The organism is Polaromonas sp. P1_H6 (assembly GCF_056405195.1).
Genome location: NZ_JBFUCN010000019.1, coordinates 87,965 through 106,087 on the forward strand (window position 1 = coordinate 87,965; position 18,123 = coordinate 106,087).

General features: G+C 64.4%; 17 protein-coding genes. 14 read left to right on the plus strand and 3 right to left on the minus strand.

Annotation, left to right across the window (positions count from 1 at the left end):
- Positions 1-313: 313 nt before the first annotated feature.
- Positions 314-1,276, minus strand: a complete 963-nt coding sequence (locus AC1D1F_RS17290) for a tripartite tricarboxylate transporter substrate binding protein (RefSeq protein ID WP_477676364.1) — start codon at positions 1,274-1,276, stop codon at positions 314-316.
- 72 nt (positions 1,277-1,348) lie between these two features.
- The gene (locus AC1D1F_RS17295; protein ID WP_477676363.1) at positions 1,349-2,092 is read right to left on the minus strand and encodes a FadR/GntR family transcriptional regulator; all 744 of its coding nucleotides are present in this window, start codon (positions 2,090-2,092) and stop codon (positions 1,349-1,351) included.
- 124 nt (positions 2,093-2,216) lie between these two features.
- Between AC1D1F_RS17295 and AC1D1F_RS17300 the strand changes: the two genes are divergently transcribed.
- The 13 genes from AC1D1F_RS17300 (at position 2,217) to AC1D1F_RS17360 (ending at position 15,837) form a co-directional block, all read left to right on the plus strand.
- Positions 2,217-2,951, plus strand: coding sequence for an SDR family oxidoreductase (locus AC1D1F_RS17300; protein WP_477676362.1), 735 nt, complete (start codon positions 2,217-2,219; stop codon positions 2,949-2,951).
- Positions 2,948-3,694, plus strand: a complete 747-nt coding sequence (locus AC1D1F_RS17305; protein WP_477676361.1) for an SDR family NAD(P)-dependent oxidoreductase — start codon at positions 2,948-2,950, stop codon at positions 3,692-3,694. Before AC1D1F_RS17300 ends, AC1D1F_RS17305 begins: the two co-directional genes overlap by 4 nt.
- Positions 3,695-3,724: 30 nt before the next feature.
- On the plus strand, positions 3,725-4,576 hold the full coding sequence (locus tag AC1D1F_RS17310) for a fumarylacetoacetate hydrolase family protein (RefSeq protein WP_477676360.1): 852 nt from the start codon (positions 3,725-3,727) through the stop codon (positions 4,574-4,576).
- Positions 4,577-4,830: 254 nt separating this feature from the next.
- On the plus strand, positions 4,831-5,580 hold the full coding sequence (locus AC1D1F_RS17315; RefSeq protein WP_477676359.1) for a TetR/AcrR family transcriptional regulator: 750 nt from the start codon (positions 4,831-4,833) through the stop codon (positions 5,578-5,580).
- Between the two features lie 19 nt (positions 5,581-5,599).
- Positions 5,600-7,396 carry an acyl-CoA dehydrogenase C-terminal domain-containing protein gene (locus AC1D1F_RS17320; protein WP_477697152.1) on the plus strand — a complete coding sequence of 599 codons (1,797 nt, stop codon included), beginning with the start codon at positions 5,600-5,602 and terminating at the stop codon, positions 7,394-7,396.
- A 65-nt stretch (positions 7,397-7,461) separates the two neighbouring features.
- Entirely contained in the window at positions 7,462-7,860 is a 399-nt protein-coding gene (locus AC1D1F_RS17325) for a DUF2147 domain-containing protein (protein ID WP_477676365.1), read from the plus strand.
- Between the two features lie 24 nt (positions 7,861-7,884).
- Positions 7,885-8,769: an alpha/beta hydrolase gene (locus AC1D1F_RS17330; RefSeq protein WP_477676357.1), complete on the plus strand. Its 885-nt coding sequence runs from the start codon at positions 7,885-7,887 to the stop codon at positions 8,767-8,769.
- Positions 8,770-8,771: 2 nt separating this feature from the next.
- Positions 8,772-11,186 (plus strand): 3-hydroxyacyl-CoA dehydrogenase/enoyl-CoA hydratase family protein, encoded by a 2,415-nt coding sequence (locus AC1D1F_RS17335; protein WP_477697153.1) that lies wholly within the window; start codon positions 8,772-8,774, stop codon positions 11,184-11,186.
- A 145-nt stretch (positions 11,187-11,331) separates the two neighbouring features.
- Positions 11,332-11,844 (plus strand): DUF4442 domain-containing protein, encoded by a 513-nt coding sequence (locus tag AC1D1F_RS17340; protein WP_477676355.1) that lies wholly within the window; start codon positions 11,332-11,334, stop codon positions 11,842-11,844.
- A gap of 23 nt (positions 11,845-11,867) precedes the next feature.
- Positions 11,868-13,067 (plus strand): acetyl-CoA C-acyltransferase, encoded by a 1,200-nt coding sequence (locus AC1D1F_RS17345; protein ID WP_477676354.1) that lies wholly within the window; start codon positions 11,868-11,870, stop codon positions 13,065-13,067.
- A gap of 194 nt (positions 13,068-13,261) precedes the next feature.
- Complete coding sequence (locus tag AC1D1F_RS17350; RefSeq protein WP_477697154.1) at positions 13,262-14,140, plus strand: alpha/beta hydrolase family protein; 879 nt, start codon at positions 13,262-13,264, stop codon at positions 14,138-14,140.
- A gap of 28 nt (positions 14,141-14,168) precedes the next feature.
- Positions 14,169-14,993: an acyl-CoA thioesterase gene (locus tag AC1D1F_RS17355; RefSeq protein WP_477676352.1), complete on the plus strand. Its 825-nt coding sequence runs from the start codon at positions 14,169-14,171 to the stop codon at positions 14,991-14,993.
- Positions 14,994-15,039: 46 nt separating this feature from the next.
- Positions 15,040-15,837, plus strand: coding sequence for an enoyl-CoA hydratase (locus AC1D1F_RS17360; protein WP_477700789.1), 798 nt, complete (start codon positions 15,040-15,042; stop codon positions 15,835-15,837).
- 104 nt (positions 15,838-15,941) lie between these two features.
- Here AC1D1F_RS17360 and AC1D1F_RS17365 read toward each other — a convergent pair whose 3' ends face one another.
- On the minus strand, positions 15,942-16,958 hold the full coding sequence (locus AC1D1F_RS17365; protein WP_477676351.1) for a LysR substrate-binding domain-containing protein: 1,017 nt from the start codon (positions 16,956-16,958) through the stop codon (positions 15,942-15,944).
- Positions 16,959-17,093: 135 nt separating this feature from the next.
- On the opposite strand from AC1D1F_RS17365, the gene AC1D1F_RS17370 reads away from it, so the two are divergent.
- The gene (locus AC1D1F_RS17370) at positions 17,094-18,110 is read left to right on the plus strand and encodes a tripartite tricarboxylate transporter substrate binding protein (protein WP_477676350.1); all 1,017 of its coding nucleotides are present in this window, start codon (positions 17,094-17,096) and stop codon (positions 18,108-18,110) included.
- The last annotated feature ends 13 nt before the right edge of the window (positions 18,111-18,123 follow it).

An 18,123-nucleotide genomic window follows, 5' to 3' on the forward strand; every position in this document is an offset into this window, starting at 1 on the left:
CCGCGTTGGGATGCAATCGGGATGAGTGGGCCGACCGGGCACGCCGCATGGGCTCATGCCCATGCAAGTGACCGGGTGGCTCAATCGCCCGACCGCCCAGCCGGCCGGCTGGGCGTCGTGCAGCTGCCCCAAGGGGGATGCAAACGCGACCGCGTTTGCGTCATCCCAACCCGTAGGGCAAGTGCCTTCTCGGGCGGTCTGCGTCGTTGCGGCGCTAGCCCATAGCCGGGCTATGGGCGTCGCACCGCGCCTTGCATCCCATCCCGAGAAGGTACTTGCGCGGCCTCGTTTAGACATTGAACAGGCTCGTCGCTCAGTTCTTCAGGTTGAGCTTGGTCACGAGTTGCTTGAAGGTGTCGTTGTCGCGCACCATCTGCGCCTTGAAGGCGGGGCCGTCGGCATAGGCGTAGCCCAGGTTGAGCTTGTCCATGACCTCGCGCATGATGGGTTCGTCGGCGGCCTTCTTGCTGAAGGCCCGGATGGTTTCCACGACTTCAGGTGGCGTGCCCTTGGCCACGCCCAGGCCGCGCCAGGTGCCTATGGACAGGTCTATCTTGCGTTCCTTCATGGTCGGCACGTTCTCGAAACCCTTGACGCGCTGGTCGGCCATCACGCCGAGGATCTTCAGCTTGCCGGCGGCCACGTGCACCGCGACTTCGGCCGGGCTCACGCCCACGGCGTCCACATGGCCGCCCAGCAGGGCCAGCACGGCGGGGCCGGCGCCCTGGAAGGGGATGTGGTTGAATTTGGCGCCGGTTTTTTCTTCCAGCGAGGCGGCGGCCAGGTGCCAGATCGAGCCGTTGCCGGCATTGCCGACCTTCACGTCGCTGCCGGTCTTTTTGGCGGCGGCCAGGAAGTCTTCAATCGTGTTGTAGGGCGAGTCCGCTTTCACGGTGATGGCGGCCGGGTCGGCGTTGAGGCGGGCGATCGGGATGAAATCGTCCTGCGTGATCTTGGTGATGCCCATGTGCGGCAATATGGTCACCTCGACGAAGAGCATGGCGATCTTGTAGCCGTCGGGCTTGGCATTCACCACGTCGGCCAGGCCGATGGCGCCGCTGGCGCCCGGCTTGTTGTAGACCACCAGCGATTGTGTGGTGTATTTTTTGGCCGCCTCGGCGTAGGCGCGCGCCAAAGAGTCGGTGCCGCCGCCGGGCTGGAAGGCCACCATCACTTCGATCGGCTTGTTCGGATAGGGCTGGGCCCAGGCGCCGCCGCAGAGGCCGGTGAGCAGCAGGGCCGCGGCCAGCCGCTTGGTGTGGGTCAGGAAGTTCATGCGTGTCTCGCTTTCTTTTTTGTAAGGGTCAAGTTGCTGTTGAGGGAAATCTCGGGTTCGGGATGCTTCTTCTTATTTTCTGGGTGCTTTTGATTGTTTGGTGGTCCGGCGCCAGCTCACGCTGAAGCGCTTGTGCGACTGGTCCATGTGTTCGTGCATGGCGGCGCGCGCGGCGTCGGGATTGTGGTTGCGCACCGCCTCAAAAATCGCTTCGTGCTCCGCGATCGCCGAGCGCCAGGAGTCCACGGTCTCAAAATGGCCGCCCAGGCGCTCGAACAGCGGGCCGCGCCGCGAGTCCCAGAAGCGCTGTATGGTTTCAATCAGCACCACGTTGCCGCAGGACTCGACGATGGCGCTGTGAAAGGCGCGGTCGCCATTCAGCGGCAGCACGCCGCGGTCGGCATCCAGCTTCATGCTGGCGATGGCCTTGTCCATGGCGTCGATATGCTTGCGCTTGGCCTGGGTGGCTGCCATGGCGGCGACCTCGCCTTCGACCACGCGGCGGGCGCGTATCAGCTCCAGCGGGCCCCATTCATCGGGCGGGACCTGCTCGGCGCGGCTGTTGGCATGGCTGGGCGCGCCGCTGCGGTCCAGCACGTAGACGCCGGAGCCGGTGCGCACCTCGACCCAGCCCTCGACCTCCATCGCGATCAGCGCTTCGCGCACCGAAGGCCGGCTCACGCCCAGCTGCCGTGCCAGGTCGCGCTCGGCCGGCAGGCGCGCGCCCACGGCCCATTCGCCGGCGGAGATCAGCGTGCGCAACTGCTCGGCGATCTGGCGGTACAGGCGTTGCGGTTCGACGGTCTGCAGGGGCATGGGTGGAAAAAGCGGAGGGGAGGAGCGGCTTAAGGGTTAGCCAGAATTGGACAAGTGGTCAGGCCAATTGATAATCCCATGAAACCCCCGGGCCAACATCCGGCAAAACCCTGTAGGAGCACTGATGAGACTTGAAGGAAAAAAAGCACTGGTCACCGCGGCGGGCCAGGGCATTGGGCGCGCCAGCGCGCTGGCGCTGGCGGCCGAAGGCGCGCAGGTCTGGGCCACCGACCTGAACCCCAAGCTGCTGGAAAGCTACCAGGGCGTGGCCAACATCACCGCGTTGCCCTTGAATGTGCTCGACAAGGCCGCCATCCACAAACTGGTGGGCGGCCTGCCGGCGCTGGACGTGCTGTTCAATTGCGCGGGTTTTGTGCACGGCGGCACGGCGCTGCAGGCCACCGACGAAGACCTTGAATTCGCCTTCCAGCTCAATGTGCGCGCGCAGTTCTGGATGATCCAGGCCGTGCTGCCGAAAATGCAGGCCCAAAAACGCGGCAGCATCATCAACATGGCCAGCGTTTGCGGCAGCATCAAGGGCCTGCCCAACCGTTTTATCTACGGCACGACCAAGGCCGCGGTGATCGGCCTCACCAAAAGCGTCGCAGCCGACTTTGTGGCCGACGGCGTGCGCTGCAATGCGATCTGCCCCGGCACCGTCGACACGCCCTCGCTGCAAGACCGCATCAACGCCAACGAGGACCCGGTGGAGGCGCGCAAGGCCTTTATCGCGCGCCAGCCGCTGGGGCGCCTGGCCCAGGCGCATGAAATCGCGCCGCTGGTGGTGTTCCTGGCCAGCGATGAAGCCGCCTTTGTGACCGGCCAGGCCTACAACATCGACGGTGGCATCACCATATGAACCAGCTTGACCTGAAGGGGCGGCACGCCGTCGTGACAGGTGGTGCTGTGGGCCTCGGCTTTGCGGTTGCGCAGCGCATGCTGGCCTCGGGCGGCACGGTCACCTTGTGGGACATCAATCCCGAAGCGCTGGCCAAGGCCAAAGAGGCGCTGGGTGCGGGTGTGCACACCGTGGCCGTCGATGTCAGCAGCCATGCCAGCGTGGTGGAAGCGGTCAAACAGACGGTTGCCCACAACCCGGCCATTGATGCCCTGGTCAACTCGGCCGGCATCACCGGCCCCAACGTCAAGCTCTGGGACTATCCGCCCGAGCAGTGGATGCAGGTGCAGCAGGTCAACCTCAACGGGCTGTTCTTCTGCTGCCGCGAAGTGGTGCCGCACATGCGCGCGCGCAACTACGGGCGCATCGTCAACATCGCCTCGGTCGCCGGCAAGGAGGGCAACCCGAATGCCAGCGCCTACAGCGCCAGCAAGGCCGCGGTGATCGCCCTGACCAAATCGTTGGGCAAGGAACTCGCCGACACTGGCGTGAGCGTCAACTGCGTCACGCCGGCCGCCGTCAAGACGCCGATTTTTGAGCAGATGACGCCGGAGTTCATACAGTTCATGCTGTCCAAAATCCCCATGGGCCGCTTCGGCACGCCCGATGAGGTGGCCGCCATGGTGAGCTGGCTTTGCACCGAAGAGTGCTCTTTTTCCACCGGCGCCGTCTTCGACCTATCGGGCGGACGTTCTACTTATTAACCTTCACCTGATTCATCAAAAGGAAAAACCATGAAACTCGTTCGTTATGGCAACCCCGGCAAGGAAAAGCCCGGCCTCATCGATGCCAATGGCAAGCTGCGCGACCTGAGCGCCGTCATCAAGGACATCGGCCCCGAGCAGCTCGGCGACGCCGCGCTGGCCAAGCTCGGCAAGCTCAAGACCGACAAGCTGCCGCTGGTCAAGGGTTCGCCGCGCTACGGCAGCCCGGTCACCGGCACGCGCAAGTTCATTGCCATCGGCCTGAACTACGCCGACCACGCCGCCGAATCGGGTTTGCCGATTCCGGCCGAGCCCGTGGTCTTCATGAAAGCCACCAGCTGCATCCAGGGCCCCAACGACCCCATCATGCTGCCCAAGAATTCGGTCAAGACCGACTGGGAAGTCGAGCTCGGCGTGATCATCGGCAAGCAGGCTCGCTACGTTTCGCAAAAAGAAGCGCTCAACCACGTGGCCGGCTACTGCACCATCAACGACGTCAGCGAACGCGAATTCCAGATCGAGCGCGGCGGCACCTGGGACAAGGGCAAGGGTTGCGACACCTTTGGCCCCCTGGGCCCCTGGCTGGTCACGCGCGACGAAGTGCCGAATCCGCAAAAATTGTCGATGTGGCTGGAAGTCAACGGCAAGCGCGTGCAGAACGGCAGCACCAAGACCATGATCTTCAGCGTTGCCAAAATCATCAGCTACGTGAGCCAGTTCATGACCCTGGAACCCGGCGACGTCATCACCACCGGTACGCCTCCCGGCGTTGGCCTGGGCATGAAGCCGCCGGTTTTCCTGAAGAAGGGCGACACCATGTCGCTGGGGATTGAGGGGCTGGGCGAGCAGCACCAGACCGTGATCCCGTTCAAGCTTAAATAGAGCCCCCACGCTCCCCCACTGCGTGTGGGTCGCTGCCCCCCCGAGGGGGCCGCTGCGCCTGCGGCCCGGCAAAGCCGGTTCCGCGGCCCCTGCTGGTGGGGAAGGAGCGCCTCTGCGGCCATCCGTGGGTGGGTTTACCCTATCCACGGTTAGAACTGGGTCCCTATAAGCAGGCAGCCAACAACCCCGGCTTGCCCATGGTCATCAAAGTGTTGCAAAATAGAACGACCGTTCGTTTTATTTTGTAGCACCCCATGCCCGTCACAGAACTCCCCGCCAAAGCCGCCCGCGTCCTTGCCGCGGGCAGCGCCGTGGCCAAAAGCCAGCAAAAAGGCCAGCAGACCAAGGCGGCCATTGTGGATGCGGCCCTGGGCCTGGCGACGCAGATCGGGCTGGAGGGCCTGAGCATAGGCGCGCTGGCCGAGGTCATGCGCATGAGCAAGTCCGGTGTGTTCGCCCATTTCGGCTCGCGCGAGGAACTGCAGATCTCGGTGATCCGCGAATACCACGTGCGTTTCGAGGAAGAAGTCTTCTTCCCGGCGCTGCAGCAGCCGCGCGGCCTGCCGCGCCTGGCGGCGCTGTTCCACAACTGGATGAAGCGCACTTCGCTTGAAATCGACTCAGGCTGCCTTTACATCAGCGGCGCTGTCGAGTTCGACGACAGGCCGGGCCCGGTCCGCGACGCGCTCGCGGGTTCGGTACGCACCTGGCTGGCCGCCATGTACCGCGCCGTGGTACAGGCCAAGGAGGCCGGCCACCTGCGGCCCGACGCCGACGAGCACCAGATGGCCTTTGAAATCCACGGCCTGATCCTGGCGCTGCACTACGAGGCCCGCTTCCTGAAGACGCCGGGCTCCATGGACCGCGCCAACACGGGTTTTGCCAACATCCTGGGGCGTTACGGCGCTGACGCCGCCGCGCCTTTCACCTCTTCCAACTCTTCCACCTCTTCCGCTTCGCCCAAAAAAGCTTCGGGCAAAGCTTCCTCTTCCAAACCGGTTTAACGCTAAAGGACCCACCCCCATGCCACAGTACAGCCCGCCCCTGCGCGACATGCAATTCGTCATGCACGAAGTGCTCAAGGTCACCGACGAATTCAAGGCCATCCCCAAGCACGCGGACGTCGACGTCGACACCATCAACGCGGTGCTCGAGGAAGCCGGCAAGTTCGCCGCCGAGGTGACCTTTCCGCTGAACATCAGCGGCGACGAAGAGGGCTGCAAACTCGACAAGACCACGCACGAAGTCACGCCGCCCAAGGGCTTCAAGGAAGCCTATGCGCAGTACGTCGAAGGCGGCTGGGCCGCGTTGAGCTGCGACCCCGAATACGGCGGCCAGGGCCTGCCCTTTGTGCTGAACCAGTGCTTGTACGAAATGCTGAACTCGGCCAACCAGGCCTGGACCATGTACCCGGGCCTGTCGCACGGCGCCTATGAGGCCCTGCATGCCCACGGCACCGACGAGCAGAAAAAGCTCTACCTGCCCAAACTCACCAGCGGCGAATGGACCGGCACCATGTGCCTGACCGAGCCGCATTGCGGCACCGACCTGGGCCTTTTGCGCACCAAGGCCGAACCGCAGCCCGACGGGACTTACCGCCTGACCGGCAACAAGATCTTCATCAGCGCCGGTGAGCACGACATGGCCGCCAACATCGTGCACCTGGTGCTGGCCCGCCTGCCGGATGCGCCCCAGGGCAGCAAGGGCATCAGCCTGTTCGCCGTGCCCAAGTTCAACATCGGCAAGGACGGCGCCCTCGGTTCGCGCAACGGCATCTACTGCGGCGGCCTGGAGCACAAGATGGGCATCCACGGCAACGCCACCGCGCAGATGGTGCTCGAAGACGCCGTCGGCACCATGGTGGGTGCGCCCAACAAGGGCCTGGCCGCGATGTTCGTGATGATGAATGCCGCCCGCCTGGGCGTGGGCAACCAGTCGCTGGGCCTGACCGAAGTGGCTTTCCAGAATGCGCTGGCTTATGCCAAGGACCGCATCCAGATGCGCTCGCTGTCCGGCGTCAAGGCCAAGGACAAGCCCGCCGACCCGATCATCGTGCACCCCGATGTGCGCAAGATGCTGCTGACGGCCAAGGCCTATGCCGAAGGCGGCCGTGCGCTGGCGATCTACTGCACGCTGCTGCTCGACAAGGAACTGAACCACCCCGACGAGAAGGTGCGCAAGGACTCCGGCGAAATCGTCGCCCTGCTCACGCCCATCGTCAAAGCTTTCCTGACCGACAACGGCCACATCGCCACCAACGCCTGCATGCAGGTCTTCGGCGGCCACGGCTTCATCAAGGAATGGGGCATGGAGCAGTTCGTGCGCGACAACCGCATCAACATGATTTACGAAGGCACCAACACCATCCAGTCGCTGGACCTGCTGGGCCGCAAGGTGCTGGGCAACAACGGCGCCACGCTGAAAAAATTCGGCAAGGTGATTGGCGCGCTGATCGCCGAGGAAGGCGTCAACGAGAAGATGGCCGAGTTCATCAACCCGCTGGCCTACCTGGCCGACCAGATGACCAAGTTCACCACCGAGCTGGGCTTCAAGGGCTTCCAGAACCCCGACGAAGTGGGCGCCGCCGCCGTTGATTACCTGCGCGTGGCCGGCCACCTGGTGTTCGGTTACTTCTGGGCGCTGATGGCACAAACCGCACTGCGCGAGATCGCCGCCGGCAACACCGACAAGTTCTACGTGGCCAAGCTGCAGACCGCGCGCTTTTACTTCGCCAAGCTGTTTCCCGAGACCGCTACGCTGATGCGCACGGCGCGCGCCGGCAGCAAGGCACTGATGGAAACCGACGAAGCGCTGGCTTGATTTTTTTGAACAGGACAAGGGGAGACACCGTGAAACACCCACTGCTCGCATTGACCCTGGGCTTGATGGCCATTCCGGCGCTGGCCCAGAACACGCCGGTCGGCCTGTGGCGCGGCTTCGACGAAAAAACCGGCGAGCCCAAATTCGAGGTCCGCATCGTTGAGAGCAGCGGCGTGTTGAACGGCAAGGTCGAAAAGCGGCTGTCTCCCGGCGTCAAGCCGGACGATGTCTGCACCGAATGCACCGACGACCGCAAGGACAAGCCGCGGCTGGGCCTGGAGATCATTCGCGGCGCGAAGAAGTCGCCCGACGCCGACGTCTGGGAAGGCGGCAAGATCCTGGATCCGGAAAACGGCAAGAGCTACAACCTCAAGATGACCCCGGTTGAGGGCGGCAAGAAGATGGACGTGCGCGGCTCTTTTGGTCCTTTCGGCCGAACCCAGACCTGGACGCGTCTGCAATGAACGCAACGCACATGAGGGCCAGCCATGGGTGAAGCGATTTCCCGTCTGTGGTCACGGCCCTTTGGCGCCAGTGGCAGCATCCCGCCGGCCGCACGCCGCTGGTACGGCCACCATCTGCTCAAGAAGCCGTTTTTCGGCCGCTTCATGAAACCCTGGCGCTGGCCGGCGGACGTGCCGCAAGAAGGCTGGGAACGGGTGCGTATCGACAGCCGCAGCAGCAGCCGGCTTGAAGCCATCGTGGCACGCACGCCGTTGGCCCCGCGCGGTGTGGTGGTGTGCGCCCATCCCATGGGCTTTGCCTGCAAAGGGTTCTGGTTGCGCCACGGCCATGCCCAGGCGCTGCTCGATGCGGGCTTTCATGTGGTGGCTTTCGATTTCAACGGCTTCGGTGAAAGCCCCTCGACCAATTTCGACTTTCCCGGCGACGCACTGTCGGTAGGCCTCTGGGCGCGCGCCGCGTTCGCGGGCCTGCCGGTGCATGCGCTGACGGCGTCTTTCGGCGCCATCAACACGCTGAGCGCCATCGCCGAAGCGGATTTCCCTTACGACAAAGTGGTGGCTGAAGGCTGCCCGCCCACGCTGCCCGATTTCTGGAAGGCTTATCCTTTTGCCCATGCGGTGCTCAATGTGATCCGGCGCATCAGCCCGCAAGGCGAGTTGCATCTGCGGCCCGTCCACCACCTCGCCAATATGCGCGACGTGGACGTGCTGCTGATCCACAGCCGGGGCGACCGCTGGACGCCGGTGCATTTCGGCGACGCGCTGCAGCAGGCCGCCTCGAGGCCCGAGCGCATCCAGCGCGTGATCCTCGACAAGGCCGACCACACCCACGGCATGCGCGACGAGCCGCAGCGCTACTGGAACGCGGTGCTCGAATTTTTCAACCAGTCATCTCCCACAAGGTCTTAACCATGTCACGATTCCAAGTCAAAAAAGTCGCCGTGCTCGGCGCCGGCGTCATGGGCGCGCAGATCGCCGCCCACCTGGCCAACGTCAAGGTGCCGGTCATCCTGTTCGACCTGCCGGCCAAGGAAGGCCCGAAGAACGGCATCGTCATCAAGGCGGTCGAAGGCCTCAAGAAGCTCAAGCCGGCACCGCTGGGCGTGCCCGAAGACGCGGCACTGATCCAGCAGGCCAACTATGAAGAAAACATGGAGCTGCTGCGCGAATGCGACCTCGTCATCGAGGCCATCGCCGAGCGCATGGACTGGAAGACCGACCTGTACCACAAGATCGCGCCTTTCATCGCCGAAGGCGCCATCGTCGCCAGCAACACCTCAGGCCTGTCCATCACCAAGCTCAGCGAGGCGCTGCCTGAATCCATCAAGCCGCGCTTCTGCGGCATCCACTTTTTCAACCCGCCGCGCTACATGACGCTGGTCGAACTGATCAACACGCCGACCACCGAACCCAAGGTGCTGGACGACCTGGAAGCTTTTGTCACCAGCGCACTGGGCAAGGGCGTGATCCGCGCCCACGACACACCCAATTTCATCGCCAACCGCGTCGGCATCGCCAGCATGCTGGCCACCATCAAGGAAGCCGAAACCTTCAAGCTCAGCTACGACGTGGTCGACGACCTGACCGGCAAGAAGCTGGGCCGCGCGAGCTCGGGCACCTTCCGCACCGCCGACGTGGTGGGCCTGGACACCATGGCCCACGTCATCAAGACGCTGCAGGACAACCTCGGCCCCGGCAAGGTGGAAGACCCGTTCTCCGACATCTACGGCACGCCGCCCGTGCTGGCCAAGCTGCTGGAATCCAAAAGCCTGGGCCAGAAGACCGGCGCTGGTTTCTACAAAAAACAGGGCCGCGACATCCTGCGCCTGGACCCGGAAAGCATGGAATACGTGCCGGCGGGCGCCAAGGCCAATGAGGTCGTGGGCCGCATGCTCAAGAAGCCCGCGGGCGAGCGTCTGAAGCTCTTGCGCGAAGCCGAGGGCGCCGAAGCGCGCTTCCTCTGGGCCATCCTGCGCGACCAGTTCCACTACGCCGCCGTGCACCTGGAAAGCATCGCTGAAACCGCGCGCGACATCGACTTCGCAATGCGCTGGGGCTTTGGCTCCAAGCAAGGTCCCTTCGAGCTGTGGCAACAGGCCGGCTGGAAACAGGTCGCGACCTGGATCCAGGAAGACATTGACGCCGGCAAGGCGCTGTCCAAGGCGCCGCTGCCCGAGTGGGTGTTCAAGGGCCCGGTGGCCGACGCCGGCGGCGTGCACACCGAGCAGGGCTCGTGGAGCGCATCCGCGAAGAAATTCATTCCACGCCGCAAGCTGCCGGTCTACGAGCGCCAGTTCTTCCCCGAGGACGTACTGGGCTCGAAAGCGCCGGCCTTTGAAACGGCGGGCACCACCTTGCATGAAGACGACGCCATCCGCCTCTGGACGCTGGGCGGCGCGAACGACGACGTGCTAATCGCCAGCATCAAGACCAAGATGCACGCCATCAGCCCCGACGTGGCCGAAGGCCTGGCCATGGGCGTGGACCTGGCCGAGAAAAGCTACAAGGGCATGGTCATCTGGTCCAACGACGAGATGTTCTCGGCCGGCGCGGACCTGCAGGCCATGCTGCCCGCCTTCATGATGGGCGGCGCCAAGGCGATCGAGGGGGCAGAGGCCGAACTGCAGAATGTGATGCTCAAGCTGCGCTACGCGGCCGTGCCCGTGGTGTCGGCCATCCGCGGTATCGCGCTGGGCGGTGGCTGCGAAATGGCGGTCTACTCGGCCAAGCGCGTGGCTGCGATGGAAAGCTACATCGGCCTGGTCGAAGTCGGCGTGGGCCTGGTGCCCGGCGCCGGCGGCCTGACCTATATCGCGCGCCGTGCCGCGGAAAATGCGAGCACGTCGACCAACAAGGACATCCTGCCCTTCCTGACCGAAGGCTTCACGGCCGCCGCGATGGCCAAGGTCGGCACCAGCGCGATTGAAAGCCGCAAGATCGGCTATTTGCTCGACAGCGACGTGATCGTGCCGAACAAGGATGAGCTGCTCTTCGTCGCGCTCAACGAGGCGCGTGCGCTGTTCAACTCGGGCTACCGCGCACCGCACAAGCGCCAGTTCCCCGTTGTCGGCCGCAACGGCTGGGCCACCATCAAGGGCCAGCTGGTCAACATGCGTGACGGCGGCTTTATCAGCGCCCACGACTTCCACATCGCAGGGCTGATCGCGGGTGTGGTCTGCGGTGGTGACGTGGATGCGGGCACGCTGGTAACGGAAGAGTATTTGATGACCTTGGAGCGCAAGGCGTTCTGCTCTCTTCTTGAGCATCCAAAAACTCAGGAACGCATCATGGGCATGATGAGCACCGGCAAACCGGTTCGTAATTGATAAAGCTACTGCGGAGCCACCATGCGTCGTTGCAGCCCAAAGAAAATCCTCACGACCTTCAAGGTCGCTCCGGTTTTCTTCGGGCGCCCGCGCCTAGCCTGATGGCTCCTCGCTACGCTTTCTCAATCACGAACCCTTTATCTTTATGACCACCTCTACCCATACCCCCAACCGCCTGGAGCGGCAACTGGAACGGCTCACCGAAGTGCCGGCCTTTGCGCGCCCCTGGTTCCGCAATGTGGTGCTGCGCCGAGCCGTTCCGTTCACCGGTACCGCCGGCCTGGAGTTCGTCGAGATGACGACGGGCCGGGTCGAGATCGGCATCCGGAACGAGAAAAGGGTGCAGAACCACATAGGCGGCGTGCATGCCTCGGCCATGAACCTGCTGGCGGAAACCGCCACCGGCATGGTGGTGGGCATGAACGTGCGCGACGACTGCATCCCGCTGGCCAAGGAATTAAAGATGGCGTTCAAGAAGCGCGCCACCGGGGCCCTGCGCGCCGTGGCCATGCTGAGCGAGGCTCAGCGCGCGGCCATGCTGGCCAGCGACAAGGGTGAAGTCACCGTGCCGGTCACCGTGACCGATGAAGCCGGTGTGAACCCGGTGGAATGCGAATTTGTCTGGGCCTGGATTCCCTCCGGCCCACGGAAAAGTTAACCGAGAAATTGAAGGAAACCATCATGGCCAAACAAGTCCAGGAAGCCTACATCGTCGCCGCCACCCGTACGCCCATCGGGCGATCGGGCCGCGGCTATTTCCGCAACATGCGGCCCGACGACCTGCTGGTCAAGGCGCTGCAGGCCGCGCTTGCGCAAGTGCCGTCGCTGGACCCCAAGGCGATTGAAGACATCATTTGCGGCTGCGCGATTCCCGAGGGCCCGCAAGGCCTGAACGTGGCGCGCATAGGCGCGGTGCTGGCCGGCCTGCCGACCAGCGTGGGCGGCATCACCGTCAACCGCTTCTGCGCTTCGGGCCTCTCGGCCATCCAGATGGCGGCCGACCGCATCCGCGTGGGCGAGGCCGACGTGATGGTTGCCGCCGGCACCGAGAGCATGAGCATGGTGCCCATGTCGGGAAACTCGCCCTCGCTCTCGCCCAGCATGTTCATGAACGACGAGAACGTCGGCATCGCCTACGGCATGGGCCTGACGGCCGAGAAGGTGGCCCAGCAGTGGAAGGTCTCGCGCGAGGCGCAGGACCAGTTCGCGCTCGAGTCGCACCTCAAAGCCATCAAAGCCCAGCAGGCCGGCGAGTTCAGCATGGAGATCACGCCGGTCGAAGTGACCGACCGCACGGCCAACCTGGAAACCGGCGAAGTGGTCGCCAAGACCCGTACCGTGAGCCTGGACGAGGGCCCGCGCCCCGACACCTCGCTCGAAGGGCTGGCCAAGCTCAAGACGGTGTTTGCCGCGCGCGGCTCTGTCACCGCCGGCAACAGCTCACAGACCTCCGACGGCGCGGGCGCGCTGGTGCTGGCCAGCGAAAAAGCGGTCAAGCAGTTCGGCCTCAAGCCGCTCGCACGTTTTGTGAGCTATGCCGCCAAGGGCGTGCCGCCTGAAATCATGGGTATAGGCCCTATCGAGGCGATTCCCGCGGCCCTTCGTTACGCCGGCCTCAAGCAGGAAGACATCGACTGGTTTGAACTGAACGAAGCCTTTGCCGCGCAGTCGCTGGCTGTCATCAACACGCTGAAGCTGGATGCCTCCAAGGTCAACCGCATGGGCGGCGCGATCGCGCTGGGCCATCCGTTGGGGGCTACGGGTGCGATCCGGGCGGCTACGGTGATTCATGCGCTGCACAGGCATCAGCTCAAGTACGGCATGGTGACGATGTGTGTAGGGATGGGACAAGGCGCAGCCGGCATCTTCGAGCGGGTGTAGTCATTGGCTACTGCGCGGGCGATCTGCGGCGTTGGTCCGGTGCTCCCCATCCTCACGTACCTGAAGTACGTTCCGGTGGGTCCGCTCCGTCCGCCTTGCATCTCATCCCGCTCGCTACGCCCTTGAGGCCGTTGTGGCTGGGGCCGTGACCGGGTTAGTTGATGGTAATTGCTGATAACTTTCAGGAGGCATCCATGCAGATCCAGACTCTCGATACCGGCACGGCGCAGCTCTCGCTGCGGGTTTATGACGCAACCCTGGCTGCCCACACCAGTGTGGTGATTGGCGGGGCCATGGGGGTGCGGCAGCATTACTACGCGTCTTTTGCGCAGTGGCTGTCGAGCCAGGGCTTTCGGGTCACCACTTTTGACTACCGCGGCTCGGGGGATTCGTTGCCGGGAACGGCCAAGGGCGGCCTGCGCGGCTTCAAGGCCGACCTGCTGGATTGGGCCAGTGACTATGAAGCCGTCGTCGATGCCGCCAAGGCGGCCTTGCCGGATGCACCCTTGTATTTGTTGGGCCACAGCCTGGGCGCGCAACTGCCGGGCTTCCTGAAGAACCAGGAGAAGATCAACGGCCTGGTCAGCATCGCGGCGGGCAGTGGCTACTGGCGCGACAACGCGCCGCAACTGCGGCGCATGATTTTGTATTTCTGGTACGTGCTGGTGCCGCTGGCAACGCGGCTCTTCGGCTATTTCCCGGGGCGCAGCCTGCGCAAGGTCGGCGACCTGCCGGCCGGCGTGATGATGCAGTGGCGCAAGTGGTGTTTGCACCCGCAGTACAGCGTGGGCGCCGAAGGCGAAAGCGCGCGCCTCAGTTATGGGAAGGTCAGCTTCCCGGTCACGGCGCTGTCCATCACCGACGACGAACTCATGACCTGGCGCGGCACGCAAAACCTGATCAACCTCTATACCAATGCGCCGCGCAGCTTTGAGCGCATCGCGCCGGCCGACCTCAAAGTCAGGCGCATCGGCCATTTCGGTTTCTTCCGCGAGCAGTTCAACAACACCCTGTGGCCGCGTGCCCAGCAGATCATCGAAGGCATGGCCGGCGTCGCCAGGAAGACCGCCTGAACCGCAAAGCTGCTGCACACTTGCCGACATGAGCAACCCCCACTCCTTTGACCAGGCGCTGCGGCTCGAAGCCGCCGGCGCCGACAGGCCCGACACCTGGCTGGGCCACAGCAGCCCCGATTACTGGAATATGGTGGGGCCCTTCGGCGGCACCACGGCGGCCACGGCCTTGCGCGCCATCCTGCTGCACCCGGCCCTGCTCGGCGAGCCGGTCGCCCTGACGGTCAACTATGCGGCGGCCATGGCCGAAGGGCCGTTCAGCGTCACGGCCAAACCCGTGCGCACCAACCGCTCGACACAGCACTGGACGGTGGAGCTGTCGCAGGGCGGCGACACCGGCGGTGCCGTGATGACAGCCACCGCTGTGACCGCCGTGCGCCGCGAGACCTGGAGCCTCAACGACACGCCCATGCCCGCAGTGACGCTGGCCGATGCGACGGGCCGGCTGCGCTTTGCCACCTCCGCCTGGACGAATCGTTACGACATGCGGCCGGTGCGCGGCGTGATCCCGCAGGTCTGGGACGGTAGCGGGGTGGACAGCCTCACCCAGCTCTGGGTGCGCGACGACCCGCCGCGTCCGCTGGACTTCCCGGCGCTGGCCGCCATGTCCGACGTGTTCTACCCGCGCGTCTGGCTGCGCCGCGCCACGCGTGTGCCGGCCGGCACGGTTTCCATCACGACTTATTTCCATGCGGACAGCCGGCAGCTCGCGGAATGCGGCGAGGGGTTTTTGCTGGGACAAGCGAAGGCGCAGGCTTTTCGCAACGGATTTTTCGACCAGAGCGCGCAGCTGTGGAGCGAGGCCGGCGTGTTGCTGGCCACCAGCACGCAGATCGTTTATTACAAGGAATGAGAACGCCTCGCAGGCCCCTACACTTGGCGTCTCAACGGAAAACACCATGAACACTCCCACCCCAATTTCCACCGGCAGCATCCCCGAAATCCTGAGCCACATCGACGCGGGCGTGATGACCATCACACTGAACCGCCTGGACAAGAAAAATTCCATCACCTCCGCCATGTACGGCGCCCTGGCTGACGCACTCGAATCGGCGAATCACGACGCGGCAGTGCGCGCGGTGGTGATACAGGGCCATGAAACGATTTTTTCGGCCGGCAATGACATTGCCGATTTCCTGAACAAGCCGCCCGCAACCATGGACTCGCCGGTGTTCCGCTTCCTGCGCGGCATCAGCAGCTTTCCCAAGCCGCTGGTCGCCTCGGTGTGCGGCCCGGCCGTCGGCATAGGCACCACGCTGCTGCTGCACTGCGACCTGGTGTATGCGGGCGACAACGCCGCGTTCTCGATGCCCTTTGTGAACCTGGGCCTGTGCCCCGAGGCGGCGTCCAGCTTCCTGGTGCCGCAGCTCATGGGCTACCCGCGCGCGGCCGAAGCGCTGTTGCTGGGCGAGCCTTTCATGGCCGAAACGGCACTGGAGATCGGCCTGATCAACCGCATCGTGCCGCCCACCGAAGCCAATGCGCTGGCACAAAGGCAGGCGCAAAAACTGGTGGCCAAGCCCCTGAGCGCGCTGATGGAAACCAAGCGGCTGATGAAAAAAGGCAATGCCACCCTCGTGGCCGAACGCATGGCCGAGGAGGGCGCGAGCTTCGGCCGCATGCTGGGTGAACCGGCCGCGAAAGAGGCCTTCTCGGCCTTTATGGACAAGCGCCGGCCGGATTTCAGCGCAGTCTGAAGGACGTTGAGCTTCTTGCTCCTTCCCCCGCTGGGGGAAGGCTGGGATGGGGGCCTCGGCTTTATTTTGAGCCGCGATGATTCGTACGCCGCGGGCCCCCATCGCTACCTTCCCCCAGCGGGGGAAGGAGTCACACGCACTTGCACCGGCTTGCGGTTCTTGCGAATCTTGGGCTGTGGATCAAATTGCCGCGTGGATTCCGCCGTCAGGCGCAGGCAGGCCATCAGCTGCTCGCTGCTGGGTGTCAGCCGCCGTCCCCGCACGGTGATGAGTCCGACAGGTGGCAGTTCAATCGGAACCTCGATCGGCAGGACATCCAGCAGGCCTTCCCGCTGGAAGTGCAGGCCGACCGAGCGCGCCAGGAAGCCGGCCGCGTCGCGTTGCTGCACAAAGGTGCTGAGCGCCAGGAAAGACGATGTCTCGATGATGTCGCTGGGCGGATTCAGGCCATGGCGAAAGAAGGTCTGCTCTATCTTCACGCGCAGCGATGCCCAGGGCGGGGGCAGCACGCAGGGTATTCCGGCCAGATCGTTCCAGCCTGGATTCTTTTTGCGCATGAGCGCGTGGCCGTGCTTGACCACGACCACCATGGGTTCGTCGAACAAGGCTTCCGTCACCAGGTCGGGAGCTGCATAGCCGGGCTCCAGGCGGCCGACGAACAGGTCCAGCTCGCCCATGCGAAGCCGGGGCAAAAGCCGCGTCAGGTCGCCTTCCTCCACCAGCACCGTCGCCAGGGTCGAGCGCTGCTTGAGCAGTTTGACGGCGCCCGCCAGCAGCACCGGCATCGCCACCACCATGGAGCCCACGCGCGTGCGTCCCGCCGCGCCGCTGGCCACGGCCGAAATTTCGTCGCGTGTGCGTTCGTACTCGGCCAGCACCGAACGGGCAAACCGGACGATGGCTTCGCCGCTGGAGGTCGGCTCGGTGCCGCGGGTGGAGCGGTCAAACAGGGCCAGCCCCAGCATGCTCTCGACTTCGGTCAGCATTTTCGACACGGCGGGCTGGCTGACCGACAGGAATTCCGCGGTTCGGCCCAGGTGGCGGAACTGGTCGAGCGCCACCACCAGTTGCAGGTGGCGCAGCTTGATGTTGGAACGCAGGACACGGTCGATCTGGGTCATGCTTCATGTTAACCCAGAGGCTATGAAGCGATTCCAATAATCGATTAGGTTGTTATGAAGAAGCTGGCAAGAATCGGGGAACAAGAAATGCGGCAAAGCCGCAGCACGGCATCCACCCAGAGGCAGACAAACCCCATGACAACTTCCCCCCAGGTTCCCAATTTTCCTTTCAACGCCGGGCGCCGCAGCCTGCTCATCGCAGGCGCCGTGGCCGGTGCCGGCGCATTGGCAAACCCTTTGCGCGCGCTGGCCCAGGGCTATCCCGAACGCCCCATCACCTTCATCTGCCCCTGGCCCGCGGGCGGCACCGCCGACCAGTCCATGCGCGCCCTGTGCCAGGTCGCCTCGCGCGTGCTGGGCCAGTCGATCGCGGTGGAAAACAAGGCGGGTGCTTCCGGCATGATAGGTACCCGGGCCCTGGCTTCCGCCAAGCCCGACGGCTACACCATCGGCCAGATTCCCATTTCCGTCACGCGCTTTTCGCAGCTGGGAACCCTGCAACTCGACCCGCTCAAGGACCTGACCTACCTGGCCCGCACCTCGGGCCAGACTTTCGGCATGGCCGTCCCAGCGGACTCGCGCTTCAAATCGTTGCAGGAGCTTGTGGCCTTTGCCAAGGCCAATCCCGGCAAGGTGACTTATGCGCACGCGGGCGTCGGCGGCGCCACGCACGTGGGCATGGAAGAGTTCGCGCTTGCCGCCGGCATCCAGTTCAACCATGTCCCCTACAAAGGCGGCGCCGAGGCGCTGCAGGCCGTGCTCGGCGGGCATGTGGACCTGCTGGCCGATTCCAGCTCCTGGGCGCCGCATGTCGATGCGGGCAAGCTCAGGCTGCTGGCCACTTGGGGCGAACGCCGCGCCTCGCGGTTCAAGGACGCGCCCACGCTCAAGGAGCTGGGCTACAACGTCGTGGTGGATGCGCCCAATGGCATAGGCGCACCCAAGGGCCTGGACCCGGCCGTCGCGATGAAGCTGCGCGAGGCCTTCCGTGTGGCCGTGGCCAGCCCCGAGTTCAAGCAGGTGGCCGACAGGATCGATGCGCCGGTGCTTTACCTGGACGGCCCCGACTATGAGAAATACGTCGCCGCCATGTACCAGAAAGAAACCACCCTGATCGACAAGCTCAAGCTCAAGGAGCTGATGAAGAGCTAGGACCTGACCTGAA

What these genes read in the sequence shown, in the direction of transcription:
- AC1D1F_RS17290 (WP_477676364.1), bottom strand. Translation starts at nt 1,276, where the DNA reads ATGAACTTCCTGACCCACACCAAGCGGCTGGCCGCGGCCCTGCTGCTC.
- AC1D1F_RS17295 (WP_477676363.1), bottom strand. Translation starts at nt 2,092, where the DNA reads ATGCCCCTGCAGACCGTCGAACCGCAACGCCTGTACCGCCAGATCGCC.
- AC1D1F_RS17300 (WP_477676362.1), top strand. Translation starts at nt 2,217, where the DNA reads ATGAGACTTGAAGGAAAAAAAGCACTGGTCACCGCGGCGGGCCAGGGC.
- AC1D1F_RS17305 (WP_477676361.1), top strand. Translation starts at nt 2,948, where the DNA reads ATGAACCAGCTTGACCTGAAGGGGCGGCACGCCGTCGTGACAGGTGGT.
- AC1D1F_RS17310 (WP_477676360.1), top strand. Translation starts at nt 3,725, where the DNA reads ATGAAACTCGTTCGTTATGGCAACCCCGGCAAGGAAAAGCCCGGCCTC.
- AC1D1F_RS17315 (WP_477676359.1), top strand. Translation starts at nt 4,831, where the DNA reads ATGCCCGTCACAGAACTCCCCGCCAAAGCCGCCCGCGTCCTTGCCGCG.
- AC1D1F_RS17320 (WP_477697152.1), top strand. Translation starts at nt 5,600, where the DNA reads ATGCCACAGTACAGCCCGCCCCTGCGCGACATGCAATTCGTCATGCAC.
- AC1D1F_RS17325 (WP_477676365.1), top strand. Translation starts at nt 7,462, where the DNA reads ATGGCCATTCCGGCGCTGGCCCAGAACACGCCGGTCGGCCTGTGGCGC.
- AC1D1F_RS17330 (WP_477676357.1), top strand. Translation starts at nt 7,885, where the DNA reads ATGGGTGAAGCGATTTCCCGTCTGTGGTCACGGCCCTTTGGCGCCAGT.
- AC1D1F_RS17335 (WP_477697153.1), top strand. Translation starts at nt 8,772, where the DNA reads ATGTCACGATTCCAAGTCAAAAAAGTCGCCGTGCTCGGCGCCGGCGTC.
- AC1D1F_RS17340 (WP_477676355.1), top strand. Translation starts at nt 11,332, where the DNA reads ATGACCACCTCTACCCATACCCCCAACCGCCTGGAGCGGCAACTGGAA.
- AC1D1F_RS17345 (WP_477676354.1), top strand. Translation starts at nt 11,868, where the DNA reads ATGGCCAAACAAGTCCAGGAAGCCTACATCGTCGCCGCCACCCGTACG.
- AC1D1F_RS17350 (WP_477697154.1), top strand. Translation starts at nt 13,262, where the DNA reads ATGCAGATCCAGACTCTCGATACCGGCACGGCGCAGCTCTCGCTGCGG.
- AC1D1F_RS17355 (WP_477676352.1), top strand. Translation starts at nt 14,169, where the DNA reads ATGAGCAACCCCCACTCCTTTGACCAGGCGCTGCGGCTCGAAGCCGCC.
- AC1D1F_RS17360 (WP_477700789.1), top strand. Translation starts at nt 15,040, where the DNA reads ATGAACACTCCCACCCCAATTTCCACCGGCAGCATCCCCGAAATCCTG.
- AC1D1F_RS17365 (WP_477676351.1), bottom strand. Translation starts at nt 16,958, where the DNA reads ATGACCCAGATCGACCGTGTCCTGCGTTCCAACATCAAGCTGCGCCAC.
- AC1D1F_RS17370 (WP_477676350.1), top strand. Translation starts at nt 17,094, where the DNA reads ATGACAACTTCCCCCCAGGTTCCCAATTTTCCTTTCAACGCCGGGCGC.